A 13,117-nucleotide genomic window follows, 5' to 3' on the forward strand; every position below is an offset into this window, starting at 1 on the left:
TGCATCAGTCCTTTCCACTCTTTTCTTTATATTCTATTATAATCTATTTCTTCCTGTTTGTTACTAAAGAATCAGCAAAAACAAACAGCCAGCTCACTAAATTGAGCTGGCTGTTCACTTTCAGTTCTACTTAACCCGCTGGTGTTTCTGCAGGTTCTTCTTCTACCGGTTCAGGTTCACCCAGAACTTCCACCGTGCTTCCATAGGCCACGGGTCCTCTTCCTGGACTCAGCTCTACCACAAGATCACTGTTCACTGTTCCATCAACAAGCACAGGATTCAGTCCCAACGCTTTCAGGGCAGTCACAGCTTCTCCCGCAGTCTTTCCGATGAGATTGCTTGGAATATTCACTTCTGTGTACTCATAAAGCGTGATATTGACCTTTGTTCCTTCCTTTACTTCTGTTGCAGCAGGAAGACTCTGTTCCACAATACGTCCGCTTTGCGCTTCATCCCCAGTAGGCACAGTTTTCACTTCGCCAATGGTAAGACCCACAGCTTCAAGAAGAGCTTGCGCCTCTCTTTGTGTACGTCCCTTCATGTCAGGAACGACAGAAAGAACAATCTCCGGACCTTTAGAAACCACTACATTTACAGCACTTCCCTTTGGCATGGAAGTGTTGACCAGTGGATCCTGCCCGATGATTTCTCCAGCTGGCACAGTCTCACTGAACTCTTCTGTGGTAGTTCCAAGAATAAATCCGTTATTGCCCAGAATAATTTCTGCAGACTCAACGGTACTTCCTGTGATATCAGGGACATAAAGCTTTTCCTCTCCTGCACTCAGTACAACAGAAACGGTGACTCCCTTCTTCACCGAGGTTCCTTCTTCAGGAATCACTTTAATCACAGTGTTCTCAGGCTGTTCCGATGTCTCGGTTCCAGTAACCTCAAGAACGAGTCCAACCATTTCCAGAGCATCCTCTGCTTCTTCCTTGGTAAGCCCCATGATTTCAGGGATATCCACTTCTTCTTCCAGAACTTCTCCTGGCTGGTTTCCATTGCCACGGCTGAATACCGCATCCCCAATGAGTGCACCGAGTACCACAACCAGGATCATAGCAAGGCCAATAATCAGTGTCTTTTTCTTATTGTTTGATGGCTTTTCATCATCATAAATGTCGTTTCTCATAGTTTTCCTTTCCGGTACTACCGCGTTCATGACTTGTGTGTGGTCTGTATTTACATTTTCATTTGTTTCTAGTCTTTCTCCATTCATCAGCGCACGGAGATCCATCATCATGTCTTCAATCCTCTGGTAGCGGTCTATAGGATTCTTCTCTGTTGCTTTCAGTATCACTTTCTCCAAGCCAGCGCTCACGGAAGGGTTCAGCGCCCTGGGTGATGGGAGCGGTTCTTGCATATGCTTCAGTGCAATGGTGATGGGACTTTCCGCATCAAAAGGCACCCGACCAGTGACCATCTCATACATCACGATGCCAAGGGAGTATATGTCAGATCTTCCATCTGTCATATTGCCTCTGGCCTGCTCCGGTGAGAAATAATGAGCTGAACCGATGATTTTACCTGAATTGGTTATGGTCACAGAATCTGAGTGTTTTGCAATACCAAAGTCCGTCACTTTGATCAGTCCATCTTTTGTGAGCATAATATTCTGAGGCTTTATATCACGGTGAATAATATTGCTGTTATGTGCGGACTCCAATGCACGGGCTATCTGATAGGAATAATTCAGTGTTTCTTCCACAGACAGTTTTCCCTGAGCTTTGATGACTTCTTTCAGAGTTTTTCCCTTCACATACTCCATGACAATATAATGGATCTGGTCTTCACTGCCAACATTATAAATGTTGACGATATTGGGATGAGATAAAAAAGCGACAGCATTAGCTTCCTGCTTAAATTTATCCAGAATATCCTTATTTGAAGAAAACTCTGGCTTCAGCACTTTGACTGCATCATAGCGGTTCAAGTTCAGATCCAGTGCTTTATATACAACGGACATGCCTCCCTGGGCAATTTTTTCAGTGATTTCATAACGGTTCCCTAATATTTTTCCTATCATTTCAACGCTTCTCCTCCAAAAATTACTAGCGTGATGTTATCTCTTCCACCTCTTTCTTTGGCCAGATCCACAAGTTCCATCATGGACTTATGCATATCCTGGCTCCCTGAAAGCTTTTCTAAGATCTCTTGTGCAGAGAGATAATCTGAAAGACCATCCGTGCAAAGTAAATATGTTTCCTCATGTTCCGTCTGCCGTGTATAAGCTTCAATCTCCACATGAAGATTCGTCCCTACGGCTCTTGTAATGATGTTTTTATTCGGATGATGCTTCGCATCCTCCTCGGTGATTTTTCCAAGATCTACAAGTTCTTGAACATAACTATGGTCTTTTGTGATTTTCTTAATCTCATTATTGTACACCACATAGAGCGAGCTGTCTCCTACATGCGCGACATCAAGTCTTCCATGATGGCTCAGCGCCGCTGTCATAGTTGTTCCCATACCGCTCATGGTTTTCTCTTTAGAAGATAACGCATAAATCTCATGGTTTGCTTTTGTGATTGCTTTCATCAGCGAGGGCAGAAGCAGTTCCTCCTGCTTTATCCCTTTCATGAAATCAAGTACCGTTTCTTTAGCAAGGGCACTTGCAACTTCACCGGCATTGTGTCCCCCCATACCATCGCATATCAGAAAAAGGTTGAACACTTCATCCTCCAGGATGCCATAGGTGTCTTCATTCAGTTGTCTGATATTGCCAATATCTGATATCCTTTCTATCATATGTTTCTCCTCACAGGTCAGCTCTATTTTCCAAGTAGCTTCTTCTCAGCTGCCCACAAGCAGCGTCAATATCTCCACCCATCTCTCTACGGATTGTGGCTTCAATCCCAGACTGAAGCAGAACATCCTTAAAGCCTTGGATAGACTCATTGGTTGATGGTAAATACAGCATTTCCTTTATTGCGTTCACAGGGATCAGGTTCACATGAACCTTCATGCCTTCAAGAAGCTTTGCAAGAGCATATGCATTCTCTCTGGTGTCATTGGAACCACGAACCAATGCATACTCAAATGAAACTCTTCTTCCAGTTTTGCTCATATAATATTCTACACTATTTAATATCTCCTGAATACTATATTTGTTGGCAATTGGCATGATCTTCTTTCTGGCTTCGTCTGTAGTCTCATGAAGCGAAATTGCAAGGGTGATCTGAAGCTTCTGATCTGCAAGCTCAATGATTCTATTCACTAGACCGCAGGTGGACACTGTAATGTTTCTATGGGACAGATGAAGACCTTCCTTCGCATTCACCAGACTTAAAAACTTCAGCACTGCATCAAAATTATCCAGGGGTTCTCCAGATCCCATAAGGACCACATGAGAGATTCTTTCGCCCACCACCAGAGAAGCTGCGATGATCTGAGACAGTATTTCTCCTGGCGTCAGATTTCTTACCATACCATCTTTTGTAGACGCACAGAAGGTACACCCCATTTTACAGCCGATTTGGGAAGATACACACACTGAATAGCCATAATGGTACTTCATGATTACGGTCTCGATGATATTTTTATCTTCCAGTACCATGAGCATTTTTATGGTTCCATCCTTGGATACCCGTTTCTCAAGAACTTGAGGCAGTGCCATGTGGAAATGCTCTTTCAGCTTATCTATAGTGCTCCTATTGAGGGTCTTCATCAGGTCTGGATCCGTAATCCCTTTATATAAATAATCATAAACTTGCTTTGCTCTAAAAGCACTTTCTCCCCGGCTCACCAGCCAGGCTTTCAGTTCTTCCAGAGAATAATCGTAAATATTTGTCATGCTAACATCCTTTTCCAGAATACTTCTGGATTTCATTCATAAACATGGACATTTTATCATAAATTATGTTAAATTTCTTTAAATTATTCTTAGAATTTCAGAAGAAAACCTCTGGAACGGTTTTCTCAGACCGTCTCAGAGGTTATGACATTCTTTTCAGTTTGCTGATAAAGAACCCATCCATGGTTTTACCCGGCAAAATGGTAAGAAATCCTTCCGGAGAGTATTGAAGATGATCTCCTTCCCCAACATTGATGGGAACAGCTTCAAAATCTTTGTGCCGCTCCAGAAACCATCTGACATTCTCTTCATTCTCCGCTTGATTCAGAGTACAGGTGGAATACACCAGTGTACCACCAGATGGAATATAGTTCATAGCCGTCTCCAGAAGATCTCTCTGGATTTTCACAAGATCCAGAAGCTCTTCTGGCGTTTTTGTATATTTGATCTCAGGCTTTTTCCTGATGATTCCAAGTCCTGAACAAGGAGCATCCAGAAGCACATGGGCTTTACCCACATACTCAGGCAAAATTTGAAGACCATTGTTTTTTCTTATGGTTACAGAGGTCAGCCCCAACCTGTCCCGGTTTTCTCGGATCAGGCGAAGCTTGCTTTCGTAGATATCGAAGGCATGTACCGGCACTTGATCATGAAGAAGCTCAGCTAGATGCATTGTTTTTCCACCAGGCGCAGAGCAAAGATCAAGATATTCCTCCCCTTCACTCACCACAAGAGGTGCAACCAGCATGGAGCTTTCATCCTGCACCGTAAGAACCCCTTCTCTGAACAGCGGGTTCTGCATCACACTCTTGCCACCTGTCACTTCAATCCCATAAGGCGAAATGGCTGTTTTTTCAGCACTATAACCAAGCTGCCTTAACTCATCAAGAGCAGCATCCCTTGACATTTTTAGCGTATTCACCCGATAAGTGATAACGGGTCTTTCATTCAGGCCGCTCAAGATTTCCAGATACTTGTCTCCATACTGATTTTTAAAGAGCTGAATCATCCAGGCAGGAAAAGAGTACTCATAGATCTCTTGATCCATCTTTTTATTGAATGTATACACTTCATCTTTTTTTCGAAGATATCCACGAAGAACACCATTGACAAACCCGGAGGCTTTCGGCGCTTTTTTCTTTGTTAGATTCACAGCTTCATTGATGACGGCATAGGGTGGTATGCGATCCAGGAAATGCATCTGGTAAACCGAAATGCGAAGAACATCCAAGACATAACGCTCTGTCTTCGATAAAGAAATATTTGTATTTCTATTTAAGATCTCATCAATTGTAAGCAGGTATTTCAGTGTGCCATATACAATTTCTGTGAGAAGTCCAACATCCTCTTCTTTTACCTGTCCGGACTGAATCGCACGGTCCAGAAGAAGATTGGAGAAAGCTCCCTGATGAAGGACTTTCCCTAAAATCTCCACGGCTGTTTCTCTGACATTCATCATCGTCTTTCCTTAATCCCTTCTTCGATCACGGATTACGAGAAGCCGGATCAGTGTCATTATAGAGGAGAACGCAGCTGCTACATAGGTGAGCGCTGCAGCATCCAGAACTTTCTTCGCTTTAGGCACCTCGTCCTCCGCCAGAATATGATAATCTCCAAGAACCGCAAGGGCTCTGCTGGAGGCATTAAACTCCACGGGCAACGTAAAAAGCTGAAAAAGGACCACCAAAGAAAAGAGAACGATGCCCAGATCCACAAGGCTGAACATTTCAAAAAGAAGTCCTGCCAAGATGATGATCATGGAGAATCTAGAACCGATGGAGGCAAAAGGCACCATAAAAGCACGAACTCTCAGTGGACCATAGTCCTCCTGATCCTGTATGGCGTGGCCCGCTTCATGGGCAGCTACCCCAGCTGAAGCGATGGATGGCCGGGAGTACACCTCTTCACTGAGTCTCAGCACCTTCGATCTTGGATCGTAGTGGTCGGTGAGATTTCCTCTTACCATCTCAATTGCAACATTCTGAAGACCTGAGCGGTCCAGAACGATTCTAGCTACCTGAGCCCCCGTCATTCCGCTTCTAAGGCCTTCCCGTCTGTAAATGTTGTAGGTGCTCTGTATCTTGCTTTGAGCAAATATGGTCAATATCATCGCTGGAATCAGCAGTAAAAATGTAGGGTCAAATCCAAAAGTAAATGGTAACATCACCCTTCACTCCTTTTAAAATATTTTTCGGAAATTGTATTTCCATTTAAAAAATCGCGAACCATCATGGGTTTCTTTCCAGGGTACTGAAGTCTTAAAATTCTGATCTGGCCTTCTCCCGCTGCTACGATGATCCCCTCTTTGGAAACATTGAGAATCTCTCCAGGTGCACCTTCTGCCACCTTTGGACCTTCCACCACTTCCGTTTCCAGTATTTTCACTTTCTGTCCATCCAGATAGGAGAAAGCGCCCGGAACTGGTGACAGTCCTCTTACGAGATTGTGAACCGCAAATGGGGAGCTGTCCCAGTGGATGAGCTGAAAATCCTTATCAATGAGCGGTGCGTAGGTGGATTCCTCATGCTTTTGAGGCTGTGGCTTCACAGAACCCCTCATGAACCCTTCCATGGTCTCCACAAGCAGTTCTCCCCCCATCTCAGAAATCCTGTCATGGAGTTCTTCCACATTCATCTGCTCAGTCAGCTCTATCTTACGGACGAGAAGCATATCTCCCGTATCCAGTCCTTTATCCATGAGCATGGTTGTGGCCCCGCTTTCTTTATGTCCTTCAATAAGAGCAAAATTTAGAGGAGCTGCTCCTCTTAGCTTAGGCAATAGACTCGCATGAAGATTGATGCAGCCATATTTTGGAATCGCCAGAATCTCTTCACTGAGGATTTGTCCATAAGCCACCACAATGATATAATCCGGTGCTATAGTTTTCATTTCCTCAATGAGCGCTCTGTCATTTCTTAGCCTTACAGGCTGCTTTACAGGAATATTCCTTTTCAATGCTTCTTCCTTCACAGGAGGAAACGTGACCTTTTTCCCTCTGCCTTTTTCCTTATCCGGCTGTGTCACCACCAGTGAGACTCCATATCTATCGTCGAGAACTTTCAACGATGGAACTGAAAAATCCGGTGTGCCCATAAATATAATCTTCATCATTTTACTCACCATCAGGATAGGTAAGGGAAATCAGAAGGTCTTCTACCTGCTCTTCAGGTTCAAAGTCTTCCTCCACCTCTTCCAATTTATCTGTAAAGAGCACACCATTCAGATGATCCAGTTCATGAAGAATACACCGTGCAAGAAGATACTTCGCTTCTATGATAAAATTCTTCCCCTCTTCATTCATGGCTTTTACCTTCACATAAGTGGGTCTCTTCACTACCCCATTTTCACCTGGTATGGAAAGGCATCCCTCCACATCCAGATACTCCCCTTCTGTCTCCAGCACTTCAGGATTCACAAAAGCCAACCGGATGTCACCTATTCCCACGGTGAAGATTCTCTTGAGGATCCCCACCTGTGGTGCTGCCAATCCGATTCCATCCTCATAATCCATCGTATTATACATATCTTTTATCAGCGTCTTCAGTCTTGGGGTCATTTCTGTAACTGGCTTTGCCACCTTTCTCAACACACTGTCTGGTACGTGTCTAACTTCTCGTAATGCCATCTTTTTTTCTCCTTTTCACATCATACTGTTGGGATTGATATCCAAACTGACTTTAATTGCTTTATAAACAGATTTCATCTCATTCTGAACGAAAAGCCTGATGCTTTCCTGACTGTCCAGTGAAAAATCACCTTTCAGAATCATTTGCCATCTGTAGCTGTTTTTGATCTTTGATATCATACAGGGACTGGGTCCCAGTAAAATGATAGTATCATACTTCTTCAAATAATTTCTTAAACGATCTCCGATCTCCATAACTTTTTCCCTGAGAAGTTTTTCATCTTCAGAGGTAAACACCATATGAAAGATCTTCGTGAATGGTGGATTTTTCAGAGCTTCCCTCATGAGGATCTCTCTCTCATAGAATCCTTCATAATCATGGGTTTTCGCACATTCCACAGCAAAATGCTCCGGACTGTACGTCTGAATCACCACTTCTCCCTTTTTATCTCCTCTTCCTGCTCGTCCCGCCACTTGTGTAATCAGTTGGAACGTTTTCTCCGAGGACCGGAAATCCGGAAGATTCAACGAAAGGTCTGCTGCCAGTATCCCCACAAGGGTGACATCCTTGAAATCCAGTCCTTTACTGATCATCTGGGTACCAATGAGGATATCACAATCGTTGTTTTTAAAATTCTGGTACATGTTTTCATAGGCTGCTTTGTGTTTTGTTGTATCCCGGTCCATTCTCATCACCTTGGCCTCTGGAAACATTTTTCGAATGGCTTCCTCGACTTTTTCAGTACCTGTGCCAAACTGCTTGATGTACTTGGACTGACAGCTGGGACATGTTTTTGGAAGATACTTTCTAGCACCGCACTGATGGCAGATGAGCGAATTGTCTTTGTGATAGGTCATGCTGATATCGCAGCTGCTGCACTTGAACACATAACCACAGGATCTGCAGGACACAAAGGTGGAGAATCCCCTGCGGTTGAGGAAAAGAATCATCTGCTCCTTTCTCTCCAGAACCTCTTCCATTTTTTTCATCAGCGCTCGGGAGAAAATCGTGCGGTTGCCACTGAGAAGCTCCTCCCGCATATCCACAACTTCCATCTTTGGAAGCTCTCCTGCGGTGGCACGTCTGGTCAAGGAGACCAGGGTCAGTTTCTTTGCTTTTGCCTGATAATAGGATTCGACTGAGGGTGTGGCCGATGCCAGCACAACCCGCCCTCCATTCTTCTCCATCATGAGTCTCGCTACTTCTTTCGCATTGTACTTAGGACTCATCTCAGATTTATAAGTGGTTTCATGTTCCTCATCCACAATGACCATTTTGAGGTTCTTGAAGGGAAGAAACAGCGCAGATCTTGCTCCTATGGCAATTTTCACCTTTCCAGCCCTCACCCGGTGCCATTCATCATACCGTTCCCCATCACTGAGTCTGGAATGGAAGATGGTGATCTCCTTTCCAAATCTTCCCTTGAATCTTTCAATCATTTGAGGTGTCAGGCTGATTTCCGGCAACAAGACAATGGCATCCTCTCCTCTTTGAAGACCTCTTCGGATAAGTTCCATAAATACTTCCGTCTTCCCAGAGCCGGTGATGCCATGAAGAAGATAGGTTCCCTCTTTCTTGTCTATGGTTTCCACTGCAGCCCTCTGCTCTTCATTGAGGGTTCTTTCTTCATAATTCTCATATTCCTCTACATTGTAGCGATAGTCTTTTTCACTGAGAACTGCCATATACCCATGACGAATAAGTGTATTCACGGAGCTCAAGGAGAACCCTTTCCGAACCAGGTCTGACTTGATAAACTTTCCTGGATGCTGATCCACTTCGTTGTAAATCTCTATATAGGGGCTTTTCAGATGCTTTTGAGCCAAAGTAGAGATGGTATAAAGATTCTCACTCATTTTATGCTTCATCCCCTGAAGAATTCCTCTGGGGATCATTAGTTTGATTACATCCAGATAAGTAGCCATATAACTCTTCCTGATTTCATCCATGATTGAAAGATCTTTTTCCTCAAAGTACACCTCAGGGTCTGCGGAAAAAATCTCTTTCATTTTCATTGTGTCATAGGCCAAATCCACATCATCATTGAGTGCTACAACGAATCCCTCCAGCTTCCTATTGCCTAATCCAAAGGGAACACGCACTTTCTGACCGATTTTCAAGTTCATCTTTTCAGGTATCCCGTAAGTATAAATCCGATCTGTGGCCAACGCCTCATGATTGATGATAATTCCTGCTGCTCTCAACTTCTCACCCCCATATTCAACCCATCTATTATAACACCTTTCACTTCACCCTTCCAAGACCGCTGGAGTGCTTCCTCTTCTTTTCTCTCTGTAAGGAATCTGTTACTCCATCTCTACTTTTTTATGATTATAATGAAGTACCATCTGAAAGGAGAATTTTATGAAAAATAACACAAAAAAATATATGATACTTTCTCTTCTTCTCCTCCTCGGTACACTCTATGCTGTTTCCAGAGCTCTGGGACCTGATGATTCCATTCTGTACAATGGCATTATCATCCATACCCATAATGACGGATTCATGACACTTCTGGTGGATGGAGTGTTTGAAACCTCACAAGCATCATCCTCTACTGTGACAGAATTCTCCCTTGGGGATGACATCAGCGTACTTCAGAATAACCATGGGATCGACCCCACGGAACTCAAACGTGGCATGTATGTGGAAATAAAAAGCAGCCCCGAAATCAGAACCAGTTATCCTGCCCAAGCCACTGCACTGGAAGTGACGATTCTAGAAAACCAGGATTCTCCCTTGTACATGGAAGCAGAAGTGGTGGATGTCCTAGATCAAGAGCAAGGCATCATCAGCACTTTGCATCTCAAAGGCGATCTGCAAGGATACGGTCCGGATACGGAAATCTATGTTGCAGTTCCAGAGGGCTCCTACTATCCCTTTGGCTTGGAAAGCAGCAAGCATCTTCTGAAAAGCGGTGACCGTGTATTTGTCGTCTTCACGGGTCCCATCCGGGAAAGCTATCCCTTGCAAGGCACTTCGAGCTCTATCATCATCGTGACTCCTGCTTCATACTGATAAAGTCCTGGGGAACCAGGACTTTTATTTCTGCCTTATTTTCAGAAACTTTATGAAATACTTCTCTTTTTCTGATTCGAAGAAACGCAGCATTGCCTCCAGGTATGCCTGATTATCTGCATTCTTCCTCTTCTTCCTTAGCACCATACTGATTTCTTCCAAATCGTGTAGTTTTCCGGTGACATCATGAAGTTTTTTCAATCTTTCCGCTTCCTTCATTCCCTCAGGGTGAAGAAGGCTTTTACACAAGATCAGGTTATAATAGATGATTTTCCCCTCTAATCTTAACTCATGGATTTTTTCATCTTCTCCACTATGCGCTTGTTTTTCAAGCTTTTTGTGTTTTTTCAGAAGATGATCAAAACGCTTCACGATAAAATCATTCCTGGGGTCCTCTATGGATCCTTTTTTCTCTTTCACCATGGACTGTGAATCAAAATAATACCATGAGACCGTTCTGTACAACAGCATTCTGAACTGAAACATATCCTCATAAAGTTCTTTTTTCCTGCGGGTGTTCTTTAAAACAGAATGAAGTATCTTATCATTCTCTCCTTCCTTTCCTATGGTCTTGCCGCTTTCTTTCCAGTACACCTCAAACTCGTGAAAGAGCTTAGTAAATACATCTGCTTTTCTTCTGGGACCCAGAGACCTCAGTAAAAGCTGGTAGTTATTCTTAATTTTTTTATTGGTTTTCAACCGAAGTAACGGTTCGTAAAACTCATGAATGGACAGAAGCTGCCGGAAGATTACCCGCAGATCATGTATCTTTTCGTCATCTTCAGTCCAATGATCCCCTTCCAGGCACAACAGGATTTGCTCATGGGCATCATTGGATAATTTTCTTGCTTGATAGAAGAACATTTCAACTGACTGATTTTGCATCAGCAACCTCACACCTCCTTATGGTGTTCCAATGCGCTGGACCAGCTCGTCACCAAATTAACAGACAATCACCTTCATTGTTGCGAAGCTGAACAGTGGTTTCAGCGAAATATGTGATATTATTAATATTTCATTCATAATTCTTAATTGTTTTTAATTTGAAGAAAAATGAAAAGGTTTGTACTCCCGGTTTTGAAATGCAAACCGATTACACCTACTATCATTATATCGTTAAAAATCATCCAGTTCTTTAAAATATTTGAAATTATATTTGACTTGTTGTTATCAGAATGTTAATATCCTTACAAGTTCACAAAAAAATCAATAATTTAAAAATATTGAGGAAGACTGCACTATAGAAACTGTCACAGAGAGTCGGGGATGCTGAAAACCGATACAACCCTCTATAGCTGCTTATCACTTCTGAATTTCATTACCGAACGGCAAGCTCACTAAGTAATGACGCATACCAGCGTTAAAGGGTTAGGGTTTACTAGAACCTGATGAGGCAGATTCTGTGAGGAATCCGCAAAAGTAAAGTGGTACCGTGCTAAAGCACCTTTATTATGTCAAAGGACATGATAGAGGTTTTTTTATACAATTTATTATGATTTCGGAGGGAAACAAATGAAAAAAGAACTGAAGCTATTCACCGCATCGCTCTTATCCGTATTATTCTTATCCGGCTGTGCCGCCAGTGGATCATCCAGTGATGGGGACACTGTAAAACTAGGTCTTAACTATGAACTCTCTGGTAATGTATCCACCTATGGAACAAGCCTTGTGGAGGGGATTGAATTTGCCGTGAAGGAAATCAATGCCAACGGCGGAGTCCTTGGAAAGCAAATTGAACTTGTAAAAGCAGACAATAAGTCTTCAGGGGAAGAAGCTGCCAATGTCTCTTCAAGACTTGCCACCCGTGATAAGGTTGTAGCCATTCTAGGACCCGCCACTTCAGGTAATGTGAAGTCTGCGCTGCCTGCCGCAGAAGAAAACAAAGTGCCTCTCATCTCTGCATCTTCTACCGCAGATGATGTGACACTGAATGCAGAAGGTGGTGTGCGCCAATATGTGTTTAAAACATGTTTCAGCGACTCCTTCCAGGGAGTTACCATGGCAAACTTTGCTGCAAAGGAACTGGGTCTTTTAAAGGCCGCAGTATTAAGAGACAATACCTCTGATTACAGCCAGGGTCTGACCGATGCTTTCACTGAAACTTATACTGCCTTAGGCGGAGAGATTCTGAAAGAAGAAGCCTATCAGGCAAAAGAAACTGATTTTAAATCTCTGCTCACCAACATCAAAGCAGCAGACCCAGATGTGCTTTTTGTTCCTGGATATTATGAAGAAGTTGGTCTTATCATCAAGCAGGCTCGAGAATTAGGCCTTGATGTTCCTGTCCTTGGTGCAGATGGTTTTGACTCACCAAAACTTGTAGAGATTGCCGGTGCAGAAAACTTAAATGGAACCTACTATTCAAACCACTACTCTTCCGGTGACACATCTCCAGAAGTCGTAACATTCAAGAATGCCTTCAACAAAGAGTTCAGCAAAGATCCAGATGCATTCAATGCCCTTGGATATGACATGGCTTATATGGTGGCAGATGCACTAGAAAGAGCTGGTGAGGCAGACCGTGAGAAACTTACAGCTGCTTTGGCATCCACAAAGGACTTCAAAGGCATTACTGGCACACTCAGCATGGATGAGTTCCATAACCCAATCAAAGCAGTTACAATTCTTGAAGTCAAAGATGGCGTCCCAACCTATTTGATGAAACAGGAACCATAAAAAA

11 protein-coding genes are annotated in these 13,117 nt (G+C 43.3%); 2 read left to right on the plus strand and 9 right to left on the minus strand.

All coding sequences use genetic code 11. From position 1 onward, the window contains the following. Positions 1-130 precede the first annotated feature (130 nt). From pknB to priA, 8 genes are all read right to left on the minus strand, one after another. A complete protein-coding gene (gene pknB, locus BM243_RS02830) occupies positions 131-2,026 on the minus strand; it encodes a Stk1 family PASTA domain-containing Ser/Thr kinase (RefSeq protein WP_074910059.1) in 1,896 nt (631 codons plus the stop codon). Beyond that, complete coding sequence (locus tag BM243_RS02835; RefSeq protein ID WP_074910062.1) at positions 2,023-2,748, minus strand: Stp1/IreP family PP2C-type Ser/Thr phosphatase; 726 nt, start codon at positions 2,746-2,748, stop codon at positions 2,023-2,025. Before BM243_RS02835 ends, pknB begins: the two co-directional genes overlap by 4 nt. Positions 2,749-2,758: 10 nt before the next feature. Beyond that, a complete protein-coding gene (gene rlmN, locus BM243_RS02840) occupies positions 2,759-3,793 on the minus strand; it encodes a dual-specificity RNA methyltransferase RlmN (RefSeq protein WP_074910064.1) in 1,035 nt (344 codons plus the stop codon). A gap of 142 nt (positions 3,794-3,935) precedes the next feature. Continuing rightward, positions 3,936-5,252, minus strand: coding sequence for a 16S rRNA (cytosine(967)-C(5))-methyltransferase RsmB (gene rsmB, locus BM243_RS02845; RefSeq protein WP_074910069.1), 1,317 nt, complete (start codon positions 5,250-5,252; stop codon positions 3,936-3,938). Positions 5,253-5,261: 9 nt separating this feature from the next. Further along, positions 5,262-5,957, minus strand: a complete 696-nt coding sequence (locus tag BM243_RS02850; RefSeq protein WP_074910072.1) for a zinc metallopeptidase — start codon at positions 5,955-5,957, stop codon at positions 5,262-5,264. Beyond that, the gene (gene fmt / locus BM243_RS02855) at positions 5,957-6,901 is read right to left on the minus strand and encodes a methionyl-tRNA formyltransferase (RefSeq protein WP_074910914.1); all 945 of its coding nucleotides are present in this window, start codon (positions 6,899-6,901) and stop codon (positions 5,957-5,959) included. The genes BM243_RS02850 and fmt overlap by 1 nt, the downstream gene beginning before the upstream one ends. 4 nt (positions 6,902-6,905) lie before the next feature. Next, on the minus strand, positions 6,906-7,418 hold the full coding sequence (gene def, locus BM243_RS02860; RefSeq protein WP_074910075.1) for a peptide deformylase: 513 nt from the start codon (positions 7,416-7,418) through the stop codon (positions 6,906-6,908). Between the two features lie 15 nt (positions 7,419-7,433). Beyond that, positions 7,434-9,623 (minus strand): primosomal protein N', encoded by a 2,190-nt coding sequence (priA, locus tag BM243_RS02865; RefSeq protein WP_074910077.1) that lies wholly within the window; start codon positions 9,621-9,623, stop codon positions 7,434-7,436. A 160-nt stretch (positions 9,624-9,783) separates the two neighbouring features. Here priA and BM243_RS02870 point away from each other — a divergent pair, with 160 nt between their 5' ends. Next, positions 9,784-10,437 (plus strand): hypothetical protein, encoded by a 654-nt coding sequence (locus BM243_RS02870; protein WP_074910080.1) that lies wholly within the window; start codon positions 9,784-9,786, stop codon positions 10,435-10,437. A gap of 24 nt (positions 10,438-10,461) precedes the next feature. On the opposite strand, the gene BM243_RS02875 is transcribed toward BM243_RS02870, so the two are convergent. Further along, on the minus strand, positions 10,462-11,322 hold the full coding sequence (locus BM243_RS02875; RefSeq protein WP_242943507.1) for a CHAD domain-containing protein: 861 nt from the start codon (positions 11,320-11,322) through the stop codon (positions 10,462-10,464). Between the two features lie 627 nt (positions 11,323-11,949). On the opposite strand from BM243_RS02875, the gene BM243_RS02880 reads away from it, so the two are divergent. Further along, positions 11,950-13,113: an ABC transporter substrate-binding protein gene (locus BM243_RS02880; RefSeq protein ID WP_074910085.1), complete on the plus strand. Its 1,164-nt coding sequence runs from the start codon at positions 11,950-11,952 to the stop codon at positions 13,111-13,113. Positions 13,114-13,117 lie beyond the last annotated feature (4 nt).

It is taken from the genome of Proteiniclasticum ruminis (genome assembly GCF_900115135.1).
In the GTDB taxonomy this organism is placed as follows: Bacteria; Bacillota; Clostridia; order Clostridiales; family Clostridiaceae; genus Proteiniclasticum; species Proteiniclasticum ruminis_A.